The sequence below is a fragment of the Xanthomonas euvesicatoria pv. euvesicatoria genome (assembly GCF_020880415.1).
GTDB lineage: Bacteria > Pseudomonadota > Gammaproteobacteria > Xanthomonadales > Xanthomonadaceae > Xanthomonas > Xanthomonas euvesicatoria.
Map to the genome: position 1 here is coordinate 1 of NZ_JAJIUJ010000088.1, position 22,576 is coordinate 22,576.

17 protein-coding genes are annotated in these 22,576 nt (G+C 65.4%); 4 read left to right on the forward strand and 13 right to left on the reverse strand.

The features are described from left to right. The 3 genes from LN450_RS14385 to LN450_RS14395 form a co-directional block, all read right to left on the reverse strand. Positions 1-814: TonB C-terminal domain-containing protein (locus tag LN450_RS14385; RefSeq protein WP_228892857.1), on the reverse strand; the 814-nt coding region annotated here is incomplete at its 3' end. Positions 815-874: 60 nt separating this feature from the next. Continuing rightward, positions 875-2,614, reverse strand: coding sequence for a bifunctional isocitrate dehydrogenase kinase/phosphatase (aceK, locus tag LN450_RS14390; protein WP_011348808.1), 1,740 nt, complete (start codon positions 2,612-2,614; stop codon positions 875-877). Further along, positions 2,611-3,555, reverse strand: a complete 945-nt coding sequence (locus LN450_RS14395) for a LysR substrate-binding domain-containing protein (protein WP_008577370.1) — start codon at positions 3,553-3,555, stop codon at positions 2,611-2,613. The genes aceK and LN450_RS14395 overlap by 4 nt, the downstream gene beginning before the upstream one ends. 101 nt (positions 3,556-3,656) lie before the next feature. On the opposite strand from LN450_RS14395, the gene LN450_RS14400 reads away from it, so the two are divergent. Continuing rightward, entirely contained in the window at positions 3,657-3,917 is a 261-nt protein-coding gene (locus LN450_RS14400) for a hypothetical protein (protein WP_008577373.1), read from the forward strand. Positions 3,918-3,988: 71 nt separating this feature from the next. Here LN450_RS14400 and LN450_RS14405 read toward each other — a convergent pair whose 3' ends face one another. The 5 genes from LN450_RS14405 to LN450_RS14425 all read right to left on the reverse strand — a co-directional run bounded on the left by LN450_RS14405 (position 3,989) and on the right by LN450_RS14425 (position 9,916). Beyond that, positions 3,989-6,220, reverse strand: a complete 2,232-nt coding sequence (locus LN450_RS14405; protein ID WP_011348809.1) for an NADP-dependent isocitrate dehydrogenase — start codon at positions 6,218-6,220, stop codon at positions 3,989-3,991. Positions 6,221-6,577: 357 nt separating this feature from the next. Then, the gene (locus LN450_RS14410; RefSeq protein ID WP_011348810.1) at positions 6,578-7,135 is read right to left on the reverse strand and encodes a RodZ family helix-turn-helix domain-containing protein; all 558 of its coding nucleotides are present in this window, start codon (positions 7,133-7,135) and stop codon (positions 6,578-6,580) included. Positions 7,136-7,240: 105 nt separating this feature from the next. Further along, positions 7,241-7,534 carry a LysM peptidoglycan-binding domain-containing protein gene (locus LN450_RS14415; RefSeq protein WP_039417450.1) on the reverse strand — a complete coding sequence of 98 codons (294 nt, stop codon included), beginning with the start codon at positions 7,532-7,534 and terminating at the stop codon, positions 7,241-7,243. A 102-nt stretch (positions 7,535-7,636) separates the two neighbouring features. Beyond that, positions 7,637-8,452, reverse strand: coding sequence for an NADPH-dependent 7-cyano-7-deazaguanine reductase QueF (gene queF, locus LN450_RS14420; RefSeq protein WP_011348812.1), 816 nt, complete (start codon positions 8,450-8,452; stop codon positions 7,637-7,639). A 156-nt stretch (positions 8,453-8,608) separates the two neighbouring features. Further along, a complete protein-coding gene (locus tag LN450_RS14425) occupies positions 8,609-9,916 on the reverse strand; it encodes a M20 family metallopeptidase (protein WP_011348813.1) in 1,308 nt (435 codons plus the stop codon). 259 nt (positions 9,917-10,175) lie between these two features. Here LN450_RS14425 and LN450_RS14430 point away from each other — a divergent pair, with 259 nt between their 5' ends. The 3 genes from LN450_RS14430 (at position 10,176) to LN450_RS14440 (ending at position 18,036) form a co-directional block, all read left to right on the forward strand. Next, positions 10,176-11,420, forward strand: a complete 1,245-nt coding sequence (locus tag LN450_RS14430; RefSeq protein WP_011348814.1) for an efflux RND transporter periplasmic adaptor subunit — start codon at positions 10,176-10,178, stop codon at positions 11,418-11,420. A gap of 93 nt (positions 11,421-11,513) precedes the next feature. Further along, positions 11,514-14,762, forward strand: coding sequence for an efflux RND transporter permease subunit (locus tag LN450_RS14435; RefSeq protein ID WP_011348815.1), 3,249 nt, complete (start codon positions 11,514-11,516; stop codon positions 14,760-14,762). A gap of 133 nt (positions 14,763-14,895) precedes the next feature. Next, positions 14,896-18,036 carry an efflux RND transporter permease subunit gene (locus LN450_RS14440; RefSeq protein ID WP_011348816.1) on the forward strand — a complete coding sequence of 1,047 codons (3,141 nt, stop codon included), beginning with the start codon at positions 14,896-14,898 and terminating at the stop codon, positions 18,034-18,036. A 184-nt stretch (positions 18,037-18,220) separates the two neighbouring features. Here the strand turns inward: LN450_RS14440 and hglS are convergent, their stop codons facing one another. The 5 genes from hglS to LN450_RS14465 all read right to left on the reverse strand — a co-directional run bounded on the left by hglS (position 18,221) and on the right by LN450_RS14465 (position 22,564). Beyond that, a complete protein-coding gene (gene hglS / locus LN450_RS14445; protein ID WP_011348817.1) occupies positions 18,221-19,588 on the reverse strand; it encodes a 2-oxoadipate dioxygenase/decarboxylase HglS in 1,368 nt (455 codons plus the stop codon). A 163-nt stretch (positions 19,589-19,751) separates the two neighbouring features. Beyond that, complete coding sequence (locus LN450_RS14450) at positions 19,752-20,369, reverse strand: hypothetical protein (RefSeq protein ID WP_046935182.1); 618 nt, start codon at positions 20,367-20,369, stop codon at positions 19,752-19,754. 294 nt (positions 20,370-20,663) lie between these two features. Beyond that, complete coding sequence (locus tag LN450_RS14455; RefSeq protein ID WP_008577392.1) at positions 20,664-21,236, reverse strand: hypothetical protein; 573 nt, start codon at positions 21,234-21,236, stop codon at positions 20,664-20,666. Between the two features lie 137 nt (positions 21,237-21,373). After that, the gene (locus tag LN450_RS14460) at positions 21,374-22,126 is read right to left on the reverse strand and encodes an HAD family hydrolase (protein ID WP_008577394.1); all 753 of its coding nucleotides are present in this window, start codon (positions 22,124-22,126) and stop codon (positions 21,374-21,376) included. 36 nt (positions 22,127-22,162) lie between these two features. Beyond that, on the reverse strand, positions 22,163-22,564 hold the full coding sequence (locus LN450_RS14465; protein WP_033479311.1) for an EF-hand domain-containing protein: 402 nt from the start codon (positions 22,562-22,564) through the stop codon (positions 22,163-22,165). Positions 22,565-22,576 lie beyond the last annotated feature (12 nt).

Consider the following 22,576-nt stretch of genomic DNA (forward strand, 5'->3'; position numbering starts at 1 on the left):
GGGCATCCGGGCTGTCGCTCGATGTCGCTGCGCCGCGCTGTTCATCCCATGGGGCGGCCTGACGGGTGCCAGGCAGATACGAACGCCATTTCTGGACCTGTTGTGCGGCGATCAGATCGCGTGGCGACGTTCCGATGTCGAAGCTGACCGGAACACGCATGACCCAGTACGGCGCCTTGACGTCCGGACCCTCTGTCGGCGGCAGAAACGTCCATGCACGCGCCTTCGTCGAGGCCGCATCGGCAAACGCCTGGCGCAACCGTGCACGTTTGGATTCCGGTACGAGGGATGTCAGGTTGACTTGCTCTGCGATCAGATCCTGGACCTTGCCGTCGCGCCCGATCTTGAGCATCAGATAGACCACGCCGGTGGCACCGGCCCGAAACGCCGCTTCGGGGTAGCGCGGCGGCCGCATGTCGTTGGTGCGCACACTCGTCGCGTCCTGCGCCTGGCCGCCAAAATGCGCGCTACGGATCGACACCAGATAATTTTCCCCTTCCCCCTGTTTGGCGACCAGCAGCAGGCTCATCGGCAACTGCGCGGGCAAGGCGCTTCCGTTGTCGCGCACAGGGTCGAAGCGCCACGATGCGACCGAACGCTTGATCCGCTCGCGCACTGCCGGCGGCAAACTCGCTTCGTCGGCAAGCTTCACTGCCGTGACCGTGCCGTCCGGGGTCAGGGTCAACTCGCCTGCCACATTCATGCTGGCCTCAATCTGCATGTGCGCCTGTTCTGCGCCTGGACGTGCCTGCGTCGCTGCGATGCTGCTCAATGCCAGCAAGATGCCAAGACTGAAACGCTGCTTCCATTGCATGACCGCACTCCCTGATGATGTAGCGTGCGTTGTACCAGTGTTGCCGCTGCCGGTAAATCGCTACGCCAGCCTGCGCGACTCCGCATAGGGCGGGGTGTCGGGATAATCGTCTTCGCGCAGCCGGCTCTGCAGGTCGCGCCACCAGCGTGGGTCGAACAGTTCCGGGTGCTGGTGCTTGACCGCTTCCAGTTGCGAGGCGGGCAGGCCCATGAACAAGGCGAAGCGCTCGGGAAAGACGTCGCGCGGGCCGACATGGAACCAGGGTTCTGCGGCCATCTGTTCTTCGTAAGTGGTGGGCACTGGCCAATCGCGGAAGTTGCATTCGGTGATCAGGCATAGCTCGTCGTAGTCGTAGAACACCGCGCGCTGATGGCGGGTAATGCCGAAATTCTTCAGCAGCATGTCGCCAGGAAAGATGTTGTTGCGCGCCATGTCCTTGATGGCCTGGCCGTAGTCCAGCGCTGCGGCATGCGCGGCTTCGGGCAATTGTTCGCGCAGGTACAAATTCAACGGGCGCAACCGGCGCTGCACATAGCACAGTGCGATCAGGACATCGTCGCCGTCTTCGCTCAGGCTCATCGCGCAGCTGGTCTGCAGTTCTTGCAGCAACGCCGGTGAGAAGCGCGCCTTGGGGAAGCGCAGGAAGCGATACGGCTGCGCGTCGAGCAGGCGGCCGATGCGGTCGAGCTGGAAGACCAGCTCGTACTTGCCCTCTACCTGCGCGCGGCTCATGGTTTTGGGATACGCAAAGCGGTCGCGAATGAGTTTGAAGACCAGCGGATAACTGGGCAGCGTAAACACCACCATGACCATGCCGGGAGTGCCGTCGGCGTGCACCAGCTGTTCGGACGGATGCGCCTGAAAATGACTGAAAAACGTGCGGTAACGCTCGGTCTTGCCCTGTTTGGCGCGACCCAGCATCGTGTATAGCTCATCGACCGGCTTGTGGGTGAGCAGGCTGCGCAGGAACACCACCGCGTCGCCGACAGTGGACAGGTCGGCTTGAAAATAGCTACGCGAGTTACTGAACAATTGCGCGACATCGCTGCGCCGGGTCAACACCGCTTCGGCGCGCAGGCCCGCCTCGTCGTTGATCAGCGCGATCACGCACGGCGAAAAGCGATGTTCGCCGAACACGCGTCCGACCAGATACGCGCGCCGCTCGCGATAGAACACCGTCTCCAGTAATTCCACGCTGCGCACCGGATGCTCGCCCCAATGCGCAAGATCGTCGAGCAGACGCACCGCGATGGCGGCCGCGCAGCGGGTGCGGTGCGTATACGGTACGGCGAACGCGTAGTCGCCGAGCACCCGCACCAGCATGTCGGTCAGGCGGCCGGGCGAGACCGCATAGGTGTGGCGCGCAACAGGCACGGTGATGGCGTCGGTCGGTTCGATATCCAGGGCGATGAATTCGATATCGGCATCGACGCCGTGGGTACCGAAGTAGCGCCGGGTCAGGGTGTTGTAGAACGTCTTGTACAACTCCTGGTCGATCAACCCGCTCAGCAAGGCGGCGTAATGATCGCGCGCACGCATCCACAGCGCGCGATCGTGCGCCTGGCCCAGCAGTACTGCACGCAGGCGCAACATGCATTCGGCGATGTATTGGTCGTACAGCGCGATGCGCGCTACCGCGTCTTCGCGCGCGCCGCTCCAGTCGCGTGTTTCGAACCGCTGCTTGGCGCGTGCGGTGATTTCGGAAAAGCGCGCGTGATAGTCCTCGAACGCTTCGTACACGGCCTGGGCGATCGCCAGCGCGCGGCGCTCGGATTGTGGTGGCAAGGGTGGATGGCTCATGGCGGCAGTGTCCCGGAGCGCTTGCGGCGCGCGGCAAGTGGTATGGCGGTCGCCTGCTGCGCATGCGCGGCGTGTTCGCGCGCCTGGCCCTGCAGCCAGGTGCGAAACGCAAGAAACCCGCCATGCGTGCTGGAACGTGGCGGATACACCAGGTAATGCGACCAACTGGTCTTGAGCCGTTGCGTGGACAACGCCACCAGCTGGCCGGACGCCAGCAACAGACGTGCGCGCGTCACGCGGCCCAGTGCGACGCCGACGCCATCCAGGGCGGCACGGTGGTGTGCCTCTGATTCGTCGAGTACGGCGACATAGCGTCGCGGCACATCGCCGCCGAACGCGGCAAACCAGCGCAACCAGGCGTCATCCGGGTCGCCCAGCAATGGCCACTGATGCAACGGTGGCGCCTCCACGCCGCCCATGCGGGCGATCAGGGCCGGGCTTGCCATCGGCACCAGCCATTCGTCGAACAAGGGCTCGGCGATGACGCCAGGCCATTGCCCGGCGCCGATGCGCATGGCGGCATCCACTTGCTGCTGGCGCTCGAAATCCACCAGCCGCTCGCTCGACAACAGGTTGATTTCGATGGTGGGATGAATGGCCAGAAATTCGCCCAGGCGTGGCACCAGCCAGGCCGATGCCATCGACGGCGTGAGACTCAGGGTCAGGGTGTCTTCGCGACGCGCACCGAATGGCTCGAATGCCTCGGCGATGGCGTCCAGGTGCGGTGCGATGCGGTCGAGCAGTTGCTGGCCCTGCGGCGTGGCAGTGACGCCGCGCGCATGCCGTTGCAGCAGCGGATACCCGAGCCGTTGTTCAAGCACGCGCATCTGGTGACTAAGGGCGCTGACAGTCAGATGCATCGCGCCAGCAGCGCGCGACAGGTTGCCCAGGCGTACCGCGCTGACGAAGCCTTGCAATGCGTGAAGCGGCGGACGCGACATGGCCAACCCTTGAATGGATTTCAAGACTCACTTGTAAAAGTCTCGCTTTTACGTCCCCTAGCCTGCGCCTACCGTGGATTCCACTCAAGTGGAGGTGGGCCATGCGCATCTTTAGCGAACTGTTGTTTCAGCACGGCCACATTGCCAATGTGGCACTGGCCCAGCGCCTGGCGGAACCGGACACGGCAGTGGAGGCGATGCAAGGGCAGACCTCAATGGAATCGCCGGAATCTCCCGCGGAGCCACGGCAAGACGTTCAGACAATGACCGATCCGCCTTCGCAACGCCGGCGCGAGCGACGCATGGCGCGGCTCAGCCGACGCCTGCTGCGTGGCGTGACGGCATTGTCGCCGTTTCGCTGAAACGACAAGGCCCGCCTCTTGCGAGACGGGCCTTGAACACGCCATGCGGAGACCGCAGGCGGTGCGGCGACTCAGGCCTTCAGCGTGGCCAGGATGTCGTTGAAGGTCTTGCTCGGCCGCATCGCCTCGCTGACCTTGGCCAGGTCAGGATGGTAGTAACCGCCAATTTCCACCGGCCTGCCCTGCGCGCCGTTGAGTTCGCCCACGATGGTGGCTTCGTTCTCGGTCAGGGCCTTGGCCAGCGGCGCGAACTTGGCCTGCAATGCCGTGTCTTCGGTCTGCGCGGCCAGGGCCTGCGCCCAGTACATGGCCAGATAGAAGTGGCTGCCGCGGTTGTCGAGCTCGCCGACCTTGCGCGCGGGCGACTTGTTGTTGTCCAGGAACTGTCCATTGGCGACATCCAGCGCCTTGGCCAGCACCGTGGCCGACGGATTGTCGTAACGGTTGCCCAGATGCTCGAGCGACGCGGCCAGGGCCAGGAATTCACCCAGCGAATCCCAGCGCAGGCAGTTCTCTTCGACGAACTGCTGCACATGCTTGGGCGCCGAACCACCGGCACCGGTTTCGAACAAACCGCCACCGGCCATCAGCGGCACGATGGAGAGCATCTTGGCGCTGGTGCCGAGCTCCATGATCGGGAACAAATCGGTGAGGTAGTCGCGCAGCACGTTGCCGGTGACCGAGATGGTGTCCTGGCCCTTGCGGATGCGCTCCAGCGAGAACGTGGTCGCTTCCACCGGCGGCAGGATGCGGATATCCAGGCCGTTGGTGTCGTGATCCTTCAGATACTGCTCGACCTTGGCGATCACCTGCGCATCGTGTGCACGCGCCTTGTCCAGCCAGAACACGGCCGGCGTCTCGCTCAGGCGGGCGCGCTCCACGGCCAGCTTCACCCAGTCCTGGATCGGCGCGTCCTTGACCTGGCACATGCGCCACAGATCGCCGGCTTCCACGGCGTGCTCGAACACCGTCTTGCCGTTGCCATCGGTGACCTTGACGGTGCCGGCAGCGGCCATCTGGAAGGTCTTGTCGTGCGAGCCGTATTCTTCGGCCTTCTGCGCCATCAGCCCCACGTTGGGCACCGAACCCATCGTGGCCGGATCGAACGCACCATGCACCTTGCAGTCGTCGATCACCGCCTGGTACACGCCGGCATAGCAGCGGTCCGGAATCACCGCCTTGGTGTCCTGCAGCTTGCCTTGGGCATTCCACATCTGGCCGGAGTCGCGAATCATCGCCGGCATGGAAGCATCGACGATCACGTCGCTGGGCACATGCAGGTTGGTGATGCCCTTATCCGAATTGACCATCGCCAGGCCCGGGCGCTGCGCGTATTCGGCCTGGATATCGTCCTTGATTTCGGTTTGCTTCGCTTCCGGCAGCGACGTGATACGTGCGTACAGATCGCCGATGCCGTTGTTGGGATCGAAGCCGACCGACTTGAGCGCATCGGCATGCTTGCTCAGCGTGTCCTTGTAGAACTCGCCGACCACCACGCCGAACAGCACCGGGTCGGAGACCTTCATCATGGTGGCTTTCAGATGCACCGAGAACAGCACGTCGCGGGCCTTGGCATCGGCAATCTGCGCGTCGATGAAGCTGGCCAGCGCACGCTTGCTCAATACGGCAGCGTCGACGATTTCGCCCGCCTTCACCGCCACCTTGTCTTTCAGCACGGTGCTGCTGCCATCGTTGCCTACGAATTCGATCTTCAGCGTGCCGGCCTCGGCCAGCGTGGTGGACTGTTCGCTACCGAAGAAATCGCCAGACTCCATGTGCGACACGTGCGACTTGGAATCGCTGCTCCACTTGCCCATGCGGTGCGGATGCTTGCGCGCATAGTTTTTTACCGACAGCGGTGCACGACGATCGGAATTGCCCTCGCGCAGCACCGGATTCACCGCGCTGCCCTTGACCTTGTCGTAGCGCGCCTTGATGTCTTTTTCCGCGGCATCCTTGGGTTCATCCGGATACGCCGGCAATGCATAGCCCTGGCCCTGCAGTTCCTTGATCGCGGCCTTGAGCTGCGGCACCGAGGCGCTGATGTTGGGCAGCTTGATGATGTTGGCTTCCGGCGTGGTGGCCAGCTCACCCAGTTCGGCCAGGTCGTCGGCGATCTTCTGCGTGCCGCTCAAATGCTCGGGAAACAGCGCCAGAATGCGGCCGGCCAGCGAGATGTCGCGCGTTTCGACCACGATGCCGGCAGTATCGGTGTAGGCATCGATGATCGGCAGCAGCGACTGCGTGGCCAGGTAGGGTGCTTCGTCGGTGAGCGTGTACAGGATCTTCGGTGTCTTCGACATGAGGTGCGATGGCTCTTGTGGTCGGGAGGAGCGCCGGCATTCACGGACGATGGCAGTGGTGCGCGCGACGGGGTCGTTGATGCACACCGGTTAACCAGCGCGTTGGATGCGGCGATGGATCAGCACGGCATTGTCGCGTCTGAGCCGCGCCCGGGTAAAGCGACCACAGGCGGATGCTTCGTCCCGTCACCAGGGCAATCGACATGGATGCAGCTGTAACAAATGCGATGCAACAAAAAGGCGCGACGTCATCGGTCGCGCCCTGCTTGGGTGGCTTGGTGCAACGTCGAGCCACCCGTTGACTGAAGCAGTGGCGACGCGCGGCCAAGGCTGCACATCCCACTCCATCACCCATCCTTACTTGACGGTGATGGTCTGCGGATTACCTGCAGGCTTGCCGTCCACCATCACCTGCGCGGTGTAGGTGCCGGCCGGCCAGCCATCGGGCTTGCTGAAGCTCAGGTTGGTGGTTTCCGCACCGGTGGTATTCAACGTCGCATTCTGTTCGCCGGCCACCTGGCCATCCTGGTAGGTCAGCTTCGCCGACACGGCCACGTTGCTGGCGCTGCCGTCGGTCTTGACCGAGATGATGATGGTGTCCTTGCTGCCGACACTGGTGGCCGGCGTCACCGTCTTGTCCGCCGCGGCCTGGGTGCCGACCGCCACGCTGGACACCGTCACTGCGCTGCCCATCGCAGCACCGCCATCGGTGCTGGCCGCACCGGTGGCGCTACCCTGGGCAGCCTGATCGCTCCCCGGCGGGGTGGCAGCCGGGCCGGGCATCGCGTCGGTTGCGGCACCGGACGTGGGGTCCTTGGAAACGCTGTCATCGTCGGCTTTCTTGCTGCAGCCGGACACTGCGAGAACGCCGGCCAGGGCAAGGGCGAAGCTGCTCGAAACAGAGGTGATACGCATAAATCGATTCTCCGGTAGCAGAACATCTGCAGTCGCAGTGCTCGAGTGGGTGTCTAGGTGTGTTGAATCGTGCCGCCGCCAGCGAGACTGGACGCCGACCTGCGATTACGACTTTGCAGGCAAGCGCAGTACCTGCCCGGGAAAGATCTTGTCCGGATCCTGCAGCGTTTCGCGATTGGCTTCGAAAATACGTGGCCACAGATTGCCGTCGCCCAGATGGCGCTTGGTAATACTGGAGAGGCTGTCGCCGGCCTGGACGGTGACCGATTCTTCAACAAGCTGCGCGGTGCTTTGCACACTGGTGCGCACGTTGGAAAAATCCGGCGCAGGCGTCACTTCAGCGGTGCTATCGACCGATGAGGTGACGTTGGAGAAATCTGCTTTCTTGTCGACACTCATTGCTGCAATCCCTGTGCATCGCGGTGTCAGCAGGGTGCGCGGGGCGCTGTTAAGCGTGGATCGCGCCGCCGTGAAGCCCGCGCGATCCCGCATGAGCGCGATCTATTGGCGCAGGTCGCGGAAGATCGACAGCGGCGTCGGCACGCTGGCCGAACTGCGCAGCGGGTTGATGTCCAGGCCGCCACGACGTGTGTAGCGCGCTTCCACCACCAGCCACTGCGGCGCGCACTGGGTCAGCACGTCGTTGAAAATGCGCTCGACGCATTGCTCATGAAACTCGGCGTGGTCGCGGAAACTCACCAAATAACGCAGCAATCCCTCGCGATCGATCGGTGCGCCGCGGTAATGCAAGGTGACGCTGGCCCAATCCGGCTGACCAGTCACCGGGCAATTGGATTTGAGCAAGGCCGAGGTCAGCACTTCTTCCACCGCTGGCTGCGCGCGTGCGCAGAGATAGGCCGCGTTCGGCGGGCCGTAATCGTCGATGCTGACATCCAGCGCATCGATCGATTCGCCCTCGCCCACCGCGTCGATCGGCGGTAGGCCGAACTCCACCGCCACATCGGCACCAGCGCGCGTGGACAGGTCGGTGGCAATGCGCGTGCGTACCGCTTCGGCGCTGTTGAAGCGGGTGGCGTTGAGCGAGTTGAGATACAGCTTGAGCGACTTGGATTCGATCAGCGAAGGCGAATCGCAGGGCACATGCAAGGTGGCGGTGGCCACGCAGGGCTTGCCTTGTGCATCGAGCCAGCTGAGTTCGTAGGCGTGCCAGCGATCGCGGCCGATAAACGGCAGCTCACCGGTCAGCCCGATGGCCTGGCGCCCGGCCGCACGCGGAATCGGAAACAGCAACGACGGGTCGTAGCCGCTCGGATAGGCGACCTCACGACCGAGGGTGGAATCTTCTGGGGTATTCATGCCGCCATTTTAGGCCGCACGGGCTGGCCGTGAGGTGTATGGCGAGGCGTATCACGGGCCAATGGAGCACTCGCAGAGCATCGCTCGTGCCCAATCACCCCGCACCGCCGCCGGAAGCGAGAATCGCCCAGCCGCAGACGATTCCCGATTCCCGATTCACCCCTGCTGCAGATAATCCAGCGACACCTGCAACAGCGCGCGCAAGCCCACATCCAGCGACGACTCGTCCAGCAGGAACTGCGGCGAATGGTTGCTGGGTGCGGTGGCCGGATCGATACCCTTGGCGGTGGAGCCGACGAAGAAGAACATCGACGGCACCTGCTGGGCGTAGAACGAGAAATCTTCCGCGCCCATCTGCAACGGCGGCTCGTACACATTGTCGGCACCCACCACGGCCTGCAGGCTGGGCAGCATCTTCGCAGTCAATGCAGGGTCGTTGACGGTAGCCGGGTTGCCTGGCTGATCCGGCACCTGCGCCTGGACCTTGGCCCCGTGCGCGGCGGCGGTGTGTTCGGCCACGTTCTTGAGATCGGCAAAGATCTGCTGCCGCATGCCCTCGTCGAAGGTGCGGATGGTGCCCACCATTTCCACATCATCGGGGATGATGTTGTAGCGGATGCCGCCCTTGATCGCGCCGAAGCTGAGCACCGCCGGCTGCTTGGAGAGGTTGGCGCGGCGGCTGATCACCGTCTGGGCGGCGCCGATCATGTCGGCGCTGGCCACGATCGGGTCGATGCCGTTCCACGGCGCCGAGCCGTGGGTCTGGCGGCCGATCATCTTGATCGCGAAGCGGTCCGAGGCCGCCATCAGCGGGCCGCTGCGCACCGCGATCTTGCCGGCCTGCACGCTGGAGAACACATGCAGGCCGAACACCGCCTGCGGCTTGAAATCGGCGAACAGGCCTTCCTTGAGCATCAGCGAGGCGCCGCCCTCTTCGTTGCCGGGCGCGCCTTCTTCGGAGGGCTGGAAGATCAGCATCACTTCGCCGGGCAACTGCTCGCGCATGCCCACCAGCGCTTCGGCCACGCCGAGCAAGATCGCGGTATGCGCATCGTGGCCGCAGGCGTGCATCACCCCGACCTGCTCGCCGCGGTATTCGGCGGTGGCCCTGGAAGCGAACGGCAGCCCGGTCTGTTCTTTCACCGGCAGCGCGTCCATGTCGGCACGCAGCGCGATCTTCGGCCCCGGCCTGCCGCCCTTGATGATGGCCACCACGCCGTGATGGGCGATGCCGGTGCGCGGCTTGAGGCCCAGCTTGCGCAGCTGCGCGGCCACGGCGGCGGCAGTGCGCTCCTCGCGGTTGGACAACTCCGGATGCTGGTGGAAGTCGCGGCGCCATTGCACCACCTTGGCCTGCAGCGGGGCGGCAGCGGCCTGAACTTCGGGCCGCTGCGCGGTCTGCGCGGTGGCGAGCGTGGGCAGGGCGAGCAGCAGCGCACTGGTCAGCAGGCGGGAGGGGCGCATCGGCAATCCTCGATAGATGGTTGCTTAATGTAGTGCAGGCGCGCGCCGGATGGGCTGCAGTGGGGCCCGATTCAGCCCGGCGGTCAACCACGGTAGCCGTGGCGCGTTGCCGCTGCAGTGCACCTGTGACCGTTGCGGTCGTTTCGCCAGCCGAGCCGTTACTTCAGTAACGCTCAATTGGCAGAGCGCAACGATATGCTTTGCACCGCCGCCCCCACGGTCGCATCCACGCGCCCGGCCCGCCCTCAGGAGTTGTCGCATGTCGCGTTTTTGGAAGATCACACTGCTGGTTGTCGCGGTGCTTGTCGTGGTGTTCGTCGCAATGCGGATGATGGGTGGGGGCAATCACGGCAAGCGCGCGGGCGCACCGGACGGCAATGACCCGGACAACAGCGGCCCGGTACCGGTGACGGTGGTGGCGGCCACCACGCAGGATGTTCCGGTCTATGCCAGCGCGCTGGGTACGGTCACCGCGCTCAATACGGTCACCGTCAGCCCGCAGGTGGGCGGACAGCTGATGAGCCTGAACTTCAAGGAAGGCCAGGAAGTGAAGAAGGGCGATCTGCTCGCGCAGATCGATCCGCGAACGCTGCAGGCCAGCTACGACCAGGCGCTGGCGGCCAAACGCCAGAACCAGGCGCTGCTGGCGACCTCGCGGGTGAATTACCAGCGTTCCAACGACCCGGCCTACAAGCAGTACGTCTCGCGCACGGACCTGGATACCCAACGCAACCAGGTTGCCCAATACGAGGCCGCGGTTGCGGCCAACGATGCGCAGATGCGCTCGGCGCAGGTGCAATTGCAGTTCACTCGCGTCACTGCGCCGATCGACGGCATCGCTGGCATCCGTGGCGTGGACGTGGGCAACATCGTCACCAGCAGCTCCACGATCGTCACCCTGACCCAGATCCGCCCGATCTACGTGTCTTTCAACCTGCCCGAGCGTGAGTTGCAGGCAGTGCGTACCGGTCAGACGGCGGCGCCACTGGCCGTGGCGGCATTGGATCGTGGCGATGCGCATGTGATCAGCAGCGACGGCAAGCTGGATGTGATCGACAACCGCATCTCCGCCGACAGCGGCACGTTCGGCGCACGCGCGATCTTCAACAACACCGACAACGCGCTGTGGCCGGGCCAGTTCGTCAATGTGCGCCTGCAGTTGCGCACCATCGCCGGCGGCACCGTGGCGCCGTCCCAGTCGGTGCAGCGCGGCCCTGACGGCGATTACGTGTACGTGGTGGGCAGCGACAACACCGCGCAGATGCGCACCGTGGTGCAGGGCGTGGAGGTGGACGACAGCCATGTGCAGATCACCAAGGGCCTCAAGCCTGGCGAGCGCGTGGTGACCGAAGGTCAGTTCCGCCTGAAACCGGGCAGCAAGGTCAGCGCGCTCAAGCCGGGCGAGACGCCGCCGGAACCGACCGAGGCCGAACTCAAGGCCGCGAAGGACAAACAGAGCCGTGGCGGTGGCCCAGGCGGCCGTCGTGGCGGCGGTCCGCGCTAATCCTCGACCACCGGCGACGGAACCTCCGTCGCCGATGTGCGCCGGCGCTGCATGCGCCGGCTTCGCTTGACGTCTTCAGCAAGGACACCCCCCGTGGGCTTTTCGACCATCTTCATCCGCCGCCCGATCGCCACTTCGTTGTTGATGGCCGGCGTCCTGCTGCTGGGCATCCTGGGCTACCGTCAATTGCCGGTCTCGGCGTTGCCGGAAATCGACGCGCCCAGCCTGGTCGTCACCACCCAGTACCCCGGCGCCAATGCGACCACCATGGCCTCGCTGGTGACCACGCCGCTGGAGCGCCAGTTCGGGCAGATTTCCGGCCTGCAGATGATGACCTCCGATTCGTCGGCGGGCCTGTCCACGATCATTCTGCAGTTCTCGATGGAGCGCGATATCGATATCGCCTCGCAGGACGTACAAGCGGCGATCCGTCAGGCCACCCTGCCCTCCTCGCTGCCGTACCAGCCGGTCTATAACCGGGTCAATCCGGCCGATGCGGCCATTCTCACGCTCAAGCTCACCTCCGATTCGCTGCCGCTGCGCGAGGTCAACCGCTACGCGGATGCGATCCTGGCCCAGCGCCTGTCGCAGGTGCCGGGCGTGGGCCTGGTGTCGATCGCCGGCAACGTGCGCCCAGCCGTGCGCATCCAGGTCAACCCGGCGCAGCTGTCGAACATGGGCCTGACCATGGAGTCGCTGCGCAGCGCGCTGACCCAGACCAACGTCAGTGCGCCCAAGGGCTCGCTCAACGGCAAGACCCAGTCCTACAGCATCGGCACCAACGACCAGCTCACCGACGCGGCGCAGTACCGGGAGACCATCATCAGCTACAAGGACGGCCGCCCGGTGCGGCTGGCCGATGTGGCCAAGGTGGTCGACGGGGTGGAGAACGATCAGCTGGCCGCCTGGGCCGACGGCAAGCCGGCGGTGCTGTTGGAAATCCGCCGCCAGCCCGGCGCCAACATCGTGCAGACGGTGGAGCAGATCCGCAACATCCTGCCGCAACTGCGGTCGGTGTTGCCGGCCGATGTGCATCTGGAGGTGTTCTCCGACCGCACCGAAACCATCCGCGCCTCGGTGCATGAGGTGAAGTTCACCCTGGTGCTGACCATCGCCCTGGTGGTGGCGGTGATCTTCGTGTTCCTGCGCCGGTTGTGGGCCACCATCATTCCCTCGGTGGCGGTGCCGTTGTCGCTGGCCGGCACCTTCGGGGTGATGGCCTTCGCCGGCATGTCGCTGGACAACCTCTCGTTGATGGCGCTGGTGGTGGCCACCGGGTTCGTGGTCGACGATGCGATCGTGATGATCGAAAACATCGTGCGCTACATCGAGCAGGGCAAGAGCGGGCCGGAAGCGGCCGAGATCGGCGCCAAACAGATCGGCTTCACCGTGTTGTCGCTGACCGTGTCGCTGGTGGCGGTGTTCCTGCCGCTGCTGCTGATGCCGGGCGTCACCGGGCGGTTATTCCACGAGTTTGCCTGGGTGCTGTCGATCGCGGTGGTCATCTCGATGCTGGTGTCGCTGACGCTGACGCCGATGATGTGCGCCTACCTGCTCAAGCCCGATGCCTTGCCCGAAGGCGAAGACGCGCACGAGCGCGCAACCGCCGCCGGCAAGACCAACCTGTGGACGCGCACCGTGGGCGCCTATGAGCGCAGCCTGGACTGGGTGCTTGCCCATCAACCGCTGACCCTGGGCGTGGCGATCGCTGCGGTGGCGTTGACGGTGGTGCTGTATGTGGCCATTCCCAAGGGCTTGCTGCCCGAGCAGGACACTGGCCTGATCACCGGGGTGGTGCAGGCCGACCAGAACGTGGCGTTCCCGCAGATGGAGCAACGCACCCAGGCGGTGGCCGCCGCGTTGCGCAAGGACCCGGCGGTGACCGGCGTGGCAGCCTTCATCGGCGCCGGCACCATGAACCCCACGCTCAACCAGGGCCAGCTGTCGATCGTGCTGAAGACGCGCGGCGACCGCGAGGGCCTGGACGAGGTGCTGCCGCGGCTGCAGAACGCCGTGGCCGGCATTCCGGGCGTGGCCTTGTTCCTCAAGCCGGTGCAGGACGTCACCCTGGACACGCGGGTGGCCGCGACCGAATACCAGTATTCGATCTCGGACGTGGACAGCAGCGAGCTGGCCACCTGGGCCGGGCGCATGACCGAGGCAATGCGCAAGCTGCCCGAGCTGGCGGATGTGGACAACAACTTGGCCAACCAGGGACGTGCGCTGGAACTGAGCATCGACCGCGACAAGGCCAGCATGCTCGGCGTGCCGATGCAGACCATCGACGACACGCTGTACGACTCCTTCGGCCAGCGCCAGATCTCCACCATCTTCACCGAGCTCAACCAGTACCGCGTCGTACTGGAAGTGGCGCCGGAATTCCGCACCAGCACCGCCCTGATGAACCAGCTGGCCGTGGCCAGCAACGGCAGCGGCGCGCTCACCGGCACCAACGCCAGCAGCTTCGGCCAGGTCACCTCGTCCAACTCGTCCACCGCCACCGGCGTGGGCGCGCAGAACACCGGCATCGTGGTCGGTGCCGGCAGCATCATTCCGCTGGCCGCGCTGGCCGAAGCCAAGGTCACCAATACACCGTTGGTGGTGAGCCACCAGCAGCAGCTGCCGGCCGTCACCATCTCGTTCAACCTGGCGCCGGGGCATTCGTTGTCGCAGGCGGTGGCGGCAATCGAGAAGGCGCGCGAAGAACTCAAGATTCCGACCCAGGTGCATGCGCAGTTCGTCGGCAAGGCCGCCGAATTCACCGGCAGCCAGACCGATATCGTGTGGCTGCTGCTGGCCTCGATCGTGGTGATCTACATCGTGCTGGGCGTGTTGTACGAAAGCTACATCCACCCGTTGACCATCATCTCCACGCTGCCGCCGGCCGGTGTCGGTGCGTTGCTGGCGCTGATGCTGTGCGGGCTGAGCCTGTCGGTGGACGGTATCGTCGGCATCGTGCTGCTGATCGGCATCGTCAAGAAGAACGCCATCATGATGATCGACTTCGCCATCGACGCACGCCGCGAAGGGGCGAGCGCGCACGATGCGATCCGGCGCGCCTGCCTGCTGCGCTTCCGCCCGATCATGATGACCACCGCTGCCGCCATGCTGGGCGCGTTGCCGCTGGCGCTGGGCACCGGTATCGGCTCGGAACTGCGCCGCCCGCTGGGCATCGCGATCGTCGGCGGCCTGCTGCTGTCGCAGCTGGTCACGCTGTACACCACCCCGGTGATCTACCTGTACATGGAACGCACCGGCGAGCGGCTGCGTGCCTGGCGCGCGCGCCGCGCAGCGCGCCATGACGGCGCAACCCCGGCATCTACCTCGGAGCGATCGGCATGACGACTGCTGACGTCTTCGCTGATCGCTCTGCCTGCCCACGGCATCGCCTGCGCGCACGCACGCGTGGAGGCCGCGCTGGCTGTTGCCTTTACCGATTCCCGAATCCCGATTCCCGATTCCCGGCAGTCACCCGATGAACATCTCCGCGCCCTTCATCAAGCGCCCGATCGGCACCTCGCTGCTGGCGATCGGTTTGTTCGTGATCGGATTGATGTGCTACCTGCGGCTGGGCGTGGCGGCGCTGCCGAACATCCAGATTCCGATCATCTTCGTGCACGCCACCCAATCCGGTGCCGACGCCAGCACCATGGCCTCCACCGTCACCGCGCCGCTGGAACGTCACCTGGGCCAATTGCATGGGATCGACCGCATGCGCTCGTCCAGTTCGGAGAGCAGTAGCCTGGTCGTGCTGGTGTTCCAGAGCAGCCGCAACATCGATTCGGCCGCGCAGGACATCCAGACCGCCATCAACGCATCGCAATCGGACCTGCCTTCCGGGCTCGGGACGCCGATGTACTCCAAGGCCAACCCGAACGACGACCCGGTGATCGCCATCGCGTTGACCTCGGAGACGCAATCGGCCGATGAGCTCTACAACGTGGCCGATTCGCTGCTGGCGCAGCGGCTGCGCCAGATCACCGGCATCAGCTCGGTGGACATCGCCGGTGCGTCCACCCCGGCAGTCCGCGTGGACGTGGACCTGCGCGCACTCAATGCGCTGGGCCTGACCCCGGACGATCTGCGCAATGCGGTGCGCGCGGCCAATGTGACCTCGCCGACCGGATTCCTGTCCGACGGCAACACCACCATGGCCATCATCTCCAACGATTCGGTGTCCAAGGCCGCCGATTTTGCGCAGCTGGCCATCTCCACCCAGTCCAACGGACGCATCGTGCGGCTGGGCGATGTGGCCACCGTTTACGACGGCCAGCAGGATGCCTATCAAGCCGCCTGGTTCGACGGCAAACCGGCGGTGGTGATGTACGCCTTCACCCGCGCCGGCGCCAACATCGTCGAAACCGTCGACCAGGTGAAGGCGCAGATCCCCGAACTGCGCAGCTATCTGCAGCCCGGCACCACGCTCACGCCCTATTTCGACCGCACGCCCACCATTCGCGCCTCGCTGCACGAGGTGCAGGCCACGCTGATGATCAGCCTGGCGATGGTGATCCTGACCATGGCGCTGTTCCTGCGCCGGCTGGCGCCCACCCTGATCGCCGCAGTCACCGTGCCGCTGTCGCTGGCCGGCTCGGCGCTGGTGATGTACGTGCTCGGCTTCACCTTGAATAACCTCAGCCTGCTGGCGTTGGTCATTGCGATTGGCTTTGTCGTCGACGATGCGATCGTGGTGATCGAAAACGTCATGCGGCATCTGGACGAAGGCATGTCGCGCCTGGACGCGGCGTTGGCCGGTGCGCGCGAGATCGGGTTCACCATCGTGTCGATCACCGCCTCGCTGGTGGCGGTGTTCATCCCGATGCTGTTCGCCAGCGGCATGATCGGTGCGTTCTTCCGCGAGTTCACCGTGACGTTGGTGGCGGCGATCGTGGTGTCGATGCTGGTGTCGCTGACCTTGACGCCGGCGCTGTGCAGCCGTTTCCTGTCGCCGCACACCGAGCCTGAAAAACCCGGCCGTTTCGGCGCCTGGCTGGACCGCATGCACGAACGCATGCTGCGCGTGTACACGGTGGCGCTGGATTTCTCGCTGCGCCATGCACTCCTGCTGTCGTTGACGCCGTTGTTGCTGATTGCCGCCACCCTCTTCCTGGGCAGTGCGGTCAAGAAGGGCTCGTTTCCCGCGCAGGACACCGGCCTGATCTGGGGCCGCGCCAATTCCAGCGCCACGGTGTCCTTCGCCGATATGGTCAGCCGCCAGCGCCGCATCACCGACATGCTGATGGCAGACCCGGCGGTGAAAACCGTCGGCGCACGCCTGGGCTCCGGCCGTCAGGGCTCCAGCGCATCGTTCAATATCGAGCTCAAAAAGCGCGATGAGGGCCGTCGCGACACCACCGCCGAAGTGGTCGCGCGCCTGAGCGCCAAGGCCGACCGTTACCCGGACCTGGACCTGCGCCTGCGTGCGATCCAGGACCTGCCCAGCGACGGCGGCGGCGGCACCAGCCAGGGCGCGCAATACCGCGTGTCGCTGCAGGGCAACGACCTGGCGCAGCTGCAGGAGTGGCTTCCCAAACTGCAGGCGGCGCTGAAAAAGAACCCGCACCTGCGCGATGTCGGTACCGACGTGGATACCGCCGGCCTGCGCCAGAACATCGTGATCGACCGTGCCAAGGCGGCGCGCCTGGGCATCTCGGTGGGCGCCATCGATGGTGCGCTGTATGGCGCGTTCGGCCAGCGCTCCATTTCCACCATCTATTCCGACCTCAATCAGTACAGCGTGGTGATCAATGCATTGCCGTCGCAGACGGCCACCCCCAAGGCGCTGGATCAGATCTTCGTGCCCAACCGTGCCGGCCAGATGGTGCCGATCACCGCGGTCGGCACCCAGGTACCGGGCCTGGCGCCGCCGCAGATCATCCACGAAAACCAGTACACCACGATGGATCTGAGCTACAACCTGGCGCCGGGCGTCAGCACGGGCGAGGCGGATCTGATCATCAAATCCACCGTGGAGGGCCTGCGCATGCCCGACGGCATCCGCCTCAGTGGCGACGACAGCTTCAACGTGCAGCTCAGTCCCAATTCGATGGGCATCCTGCTGCTGGCCGCGGTCCTCACGGTCTACATCGTGCTGGGCATGCTCTACGAGAGCCTGATCCATCCGGTGACCATCCTGTCCACCTTGCCGGCCGCCGGCGTGGGCGCGCTGCTGGCGTTGTTCATCACCAACACCGAATTGTCGGTCATCTCGATGATTGCGCTGGTGCTGCTGATCGGCATCGTCAAGAAGAACGCCATCATGATGATCGACTTCGCGCTAGTGGCGCAGCGCGTGCACGGCATGGATGCGCGCGCAGCCGCACGCGAGGCCTCGATCGTGCGCTTCCGCCCGATCATGATGACCACGATGGTGGCGATCCTGGCCGCCGTGCCGCTGGCGGTGGGCCTGGGTGAAGGCTCGGAGCTGCGTCGTCCGCTGGGCATCGCGATGATCGGCGGGCTGGTGTTCTCGCAGAGCCTGACCCTGCTCAGCACCCCGGCACTGTACGTGATCTTCTCGTGCCTGAGCGAGCGCTGGAAGGCGCGTCGCGCCCGTGCGCGCGCACGCCGTGCAGAACGCGCGTCAGCGCGTCGCCCGGCCACCCCGGCGCATTGAGGTTTCGCCTCGACTGACCCACCCGGCCCGGCAGCGAAGCCTCGGTGCGAAGCAACCGGAAACACGCAGGCGCTCGTCTGCGTGTGGACCCATGCCGTGGGGCGAGGACACCTGCGCAAAGCAAGCACAGACGCATGCGCTGAGCCCCGCTTGATACCGCCGCCGCATGCGGCATGCCGCGATCCTACGCCAGCAACCCCTGCAAGGACTCCCGCTCCAGCTGCGCATACAGCGCGAATTCGTCGTGCACCTGCGCACCGAGCGCCTGCTCGAAACTGCGCTTGCTCGAATGGGCGGCATAGGCGCGTTGCTCGGCACCACCGAGGTTGGATTGGAAGATGCCGGCCGCGCTGACCGGCAAAAAATCTTCGTAAATGATCGGGTCGGCACTGACCAGGCCGAGCGCGATCGCGGTTTCTGCCGGCATGGCGGCCACCTGTGCGGGGTCGGCGCGGCCGGCATCGGTGAGCGCATAGCGGAAATAGCCCAGCCCTTCCTGCCGCAGCAACGCCTCGTCGTCGGGGAAGGCCACGAAGGCGGTCTGCAGCCGGGTGGCGTAATCGGTGCCGGTGCTGCCGGCGCCATCGGCATCGCGCGCCTGCGCCAGCAGCGCGTCGTACAGCGCGCGACCCTTTGGCGTAAGGGCAAGGCCGCGCTGCTCGATCTCGCCGAAGCGTGCGGTATGCGTGCCGTGTTCCGCTTGCCCGCCATCGCCGACAAAACGCACCGGCTCTTCCAGCGCCTTGAAACTGGTCTGCCGCAACAGGATCGGTACGCGCCGACGCGGCGGCCCCTCGATCACCGCCTTGGCATCGATACCGGCGCGCTGCATCTGTTCCTGCGCGGCATCGATGTCCAGCGTGCGTGGCGTGAGGTGATTGATATGCGGGCCGTGGAAGCTCACCACATCGGCAATCAACTTATGCGCCTGGCTCAGCGCGCGATAGGTCGGCAACGACACCGTGGCATCGCCATGCCAGCGGAAGGTTTCCAGCGCTTGGGCCACGAACTGCCGTGCCTGATCGGCATCCAGCCCGCCCTGCTGTTCGTAGCGCTCGATCAACTGCAAGGCGCCGGCGGTAAAGATCTGGCGCTGCTGCAGGATCTGCTCGGCCTGTGCGCGCAGGGCGGCGTCTTCGATCAGTTCCAGCCGCAGCAGCGAGGTGAACACGCGAAACGGATTTGCCGACAGCGCCGCCTCGTCGATCGGGCGGAATGCGGTGGAATGTACCGGCACGCCGGCCACCGACAGGTCGTAATAGCCCACCGGCTGCATGCCCATCACTGCGAACAACCGACGCAAGGTCGCCAGTTCGGCCGCCGTGCCGACGCGGATGGCGCCGTGCCGTTCCAGATCCAGCCGCGCGCGCTCGTCGTTGCGCTGCAGCCGCTGCGCCAGCGCCGGATTGGCTTGCAGCGTCTGCGCGTTGACCTGCGCCACCAGCGACATCAGGTCGCCATACAACGGCACCTCGGTGCGATACATGTCCGACATCGCCTGGGCGAACCAGCTGCGGATCTGATCGGGAGAGACAAAGGCGGTATCGCGCATGGGCTGGTCTTGGGCAGGTGCCGGCCGAACGCCAGCGGTAGCGCATTCTCGCCGACCGCGGCCTGGGTCGACCAGCGGCACGGCAGCATCGCAGGCGACGTGTTGTTGCGCAGACAGCCGCGCCATGCCGGCAAGTGCATGGCGCGACGACGCAGCGACCGCGTCAGAGCCCGGCCTGCACCGCCGCTTCGGCCGCTTCGCTCGCCTGGCGCGCCGCTTCCAGGCGCTGCGCATGATCGCCGAGCTGACGCCGCAGCAACGCGTCCAGGGTGATCGGACGTTCCCAGCGGTCGTAGCTGGCCACGATGGCATGCCGCAGTGCGCGCATGTGCAGGTTGTCCGGTGCCACCGACAGCCGCGTGACCACACCCTCCCAGCCATCGCGATGGTCGCGGCTGTAAGCGCGTACCGTGTCCCGGCACGACAGCTGCACGGTCTGCGCCCAGAAGCACGCGAAATAGATGTCCCCGGCATGCCAGCCGTGCACCTGCAGCAGCGCCTGCACATACGCGCGCGGCGTGCCGGTATAGCGCGCCACCTCGTCGATGAAGCTGGCCGGATAGCGCTGCGCATAACTGCCCATATCGGCCAGGTGCTGATCCACCCAGGCGTCGCCGGTGCCTGGCGTCACCGCTGGCGCCGCTTCTTCCGTTGCAGCTGCGGTCGCCGATGCCGGCGAGGCCTGCGCTGCGCCCAGCGCCGGCCACAGCGAGGCCACCAGCAATGGCACGGAGCGCAACACGGATGAGCAAGAGACAGGCATGCAGCGATGATGCCGCATGCGTGCGGTGCTGTCAGGCCGGCGCCGGGTCAAGCGCCGCTGCTGGGCGCCTGGCACACCCGCGTATCAACGCCCACGCCTGGCGAGGAAGCGCAGCGCAGTGCCCCAGGTGCGCTATCGGGCATAGATCAGCGCGTCGGCCGCAGCGGCCCCGTGCGCACTGATTTCAACCAGCCATTGCAGTGGTCGTCAGCCGCGGCGCGCAGTCCAAGGTCCGGCGAAAGATCGGCCACGGCGATCTGCGCGGCAATGACACGGTACGTCCAATGGATGGCGTGGGCCGCACCCTGACTCCTAGCGCAGCTCGTAAAACCCGAACTGGTGAACCTCGCGGCAACCGCTCAGATCGCAGGAGCCGATGTAGCCGGGGCCGATGTAACGCTGGCGTGCGTCGCGGTTGTGCGGACTGCTGTACGGATCCGTACCATACAGACCATTGCCATAATACATCTGGCCGTAGGGGCGGTTGCGCGAAGCACCAAGGCGAAGTGGGCCACCAACGGCCCGATATCCGCCATCGCCCACATACCGGTCGTCGTACCCGGCGCCGACAAACCCGGTGCTGCGAACGCGCTCGCTCGCTCGAGCCTGCGACCTGGCGACACTCTCGCCGTGCGCATCCACATAGCCCTGCTCACGATCGAAGCGCACCTTACGGAAATACACCAACTCACCGCCCACACGGCGCGTTTGCAGGCGTACGTAATCGCCGCCGTCGTCGTAGTAAGGCTGCCCGTCGCGAAAGGTGACTTCGCTCGGGTTGATGATTTCCTCTTCCAGCTCGGCGGCAGCCAGCGGTGCGGCACCGATCAGCAGCCCGAGCAACAAGGCCAAACCGGCGCGCTGGGCAACGGACACCATGGTCATCGGCACTCCCTCCAAGCTCCGGCCGCGCACGCATGCACAGCCATAAACATCCTGTCGTTGGGCGCGTGAGGCGCCCGCGCGTTGACGCATCAACTTACCAAACCAGCATTGCCGCAACAACGGCGCCCCATCCCAGCTTAGCCCTGCCGCCGCGCCAACGCATCCAGCGCCTGCACCGCTGCCGGCCAGCCGGCAGCGTCGGGCACTTCGCGCATGCGCGGTTCGTCGGCCGCGACCCCATGCTCTTGTTCGTGCGCCCAGGTCACCGCGTACGGGGTGTAGATGCCCCAACCACCGATGGCCAGTACCGGTTCCACATCCGAACGCAACGAATTGCCGATCATTGCAAACTGCTGCGCCGGCAAACCGAATTCGCCGAGCACGCGCGCATAAGTCCGGGGATCCTTTTCGGACACCACTTCCACCCGCGGGAACAGATCGGCCAGGCCAGATTGCTCGATCTTCTGCTCCTGGTGAAACAAGTCGCCCTTGGTGATCAGCACCACCTGGTACTCGGCGGCAATCGCACTGACTGCCTCGCGCACGCCGGCAATCACATCCACCGGATGCTGCAGCGTGGCGCGGCCGATCTCGACGATGCGCTGGATATCGTGCGCGGCGATGCGCGCCTGGGTCAGTTCGATCGCGGTTTCGATCATCGACAGCGTCATGCCCTTGGCGCCATACCCGAAGACCTTGAGGTTGCGCCGCTCCACCGCCAGCAAATGCTGCTGCATGCGGCTGTCGCCCAGATCCAGGTACCCGGCCAGGACCGCTTCGAAATCCGCTTCGGCAGTGCGGTAATAGTCCTCGCTTTTCCAGAGGGTATCGTCGCCATCGAAGCCGACCAGTTGGATCGCCTGGCCGTCGCGCTGTGCAAGTGAGCTCATCGGGCAAGTTTAGCAGCGCACGGTATGGCGCCGTGCTCAATCGCCTGCAGCATCGCCCGGGCCAGGCTGATAACTGGCGAATTCCTCGCGCGACAGGCGCCCGTCGCCATTGCTGTCGAAGCTGGCGAAGTTTTCGCGCAACACCGGGTCGGCGCTTGCTTCGGCCAGCGTCAGCGATCCGTCGGCGTCTGTATCCAGGCTACGGAAACTGCGCGGTACCAGGCTGCCGGCGGCGGCAGCGGACGCCTCGGCACCGCTCGTGGACTTGGCGGGCCCGGGTGCCGTCGGCAGCAGGGGCGTGGTGGCCGGAGCCGGCGGATCGATCGGCAACGGCGACATCGCCGGTGTGGTGCTGCCAGCAGTTGCCGGCACCGACGTCGTCGGGGTGGCGGGCGGCAACACCGGCGGTGCGGCGAGCGCAAGCACGGGGTTCGCCAACCCGAGCAGAAG

What these genes read in the sequence shown, in the direction of transcription:
- aceK (WP_011348808.1), bottom strand. Translation starts at nt 2,614, where the DNA reads ATGAGCCATCCACCCTTGCCACCACAATCCGAGCGCCGCGCGCTGGCG.
- LN450_RS14395 (WP_008577370.1), bottom strand. Translation starts at nt 3,555, where the DNA reads ATGTCGCGTCCGCCGCTTCACGCATTGCAAGGCTTCGTCAGCGCGGTA.
- LN450_RS14400 (WP_008577373.1), top strand. Translation starts at nt 3,657, where the DNA reads ATGCGCATCTTTAGCGAACTGTTGTTTCAGCACGGCCACATTGCCAAT.
- LN450_RS14405 (WP_011348809.1), bottom strand. Translation starts at nt 6,220, where the DNA reads ATGTCGAAGACACCGAAGATCCTGTACACGCTCACCGACGAAGCACCC.
- LN450_RS14410 (WP_011348810.1), bottom strand. Translation starts at nt 7,135, where the DNA reads ATGCGTATCACCTCTGTTTCGAGCAGCTTCGCCCTTGCCCTGGCCGGC.
- LN450_RS14415 (WP_039417450.1), bottom strand. Translation starts at nt 7,534, where the DNA reads ATGAGTGTCGACAAGAAAGCAGATTTCTCCAACGTCACCTCATCGGTC.
- queF (WP_011348812.1), bottom strand. Translation starts at nt 8,452, where the DNA reads ATGAATACCCCAGAAGATTCCACCCTCGGTCGTGAGGTCGCCTATCCG.
- LN450_RS14425 (WP_011348813.1), bottom strand. Translation starts at nt 9,916, where the DNA reads ATGCGCCCCTCCCGCCTGCTGACCAGTGCGCTGCTGCTCGCCCTGCCC.
- LN450_RS14430 (WP_011348814.1), top strand. Translation starts at nt 10,176, where the DNA reads ATGTCGCGTTTTTGGAAGATCACACTGCTGGTTGTCGCGGTGCTTGTC.
- LN450_RS14440 (WP_011348816.1), top strand. Translation starts at nt 14,896, where the DNA reads ATGAACATCTCCGCGCCCTTCATCAAGCGCCCGATCGGCACCTCGCTG.
- hglS (WP_011348817.1), bottom strand. Translation starts at nt 19,588, where the DNA reads ATGCGCGATACCGCCTTTGTCTCTCCCGATCAGATCCGCAGCTGGTTC.
- LN450_RS14450 (WP_046935182.1), bottom strand. Translation starts at nt 20,369, where the DNA reads ATGCGGCATCATCGCTGCATGCCTGTCTCTTGCTCATCCGTGTTGCGC.
- LN450_RS14455 (WP_008577392.1), bottom strand. Translation starts at nt 21,236, where the DNA reads ATGACCATGGTGTCCGTTGCCCAGCGCGCCGGTTTGGCCTTGTTGCTC.
- LN450_RS14460 (WP_008577394.1), bottom strand. Translation starts at nt 22,126, where the DNA reads ATGAGCTCACTTGCACAGCGCGACGGCCAGGCGATCCAACTGGTCGGC.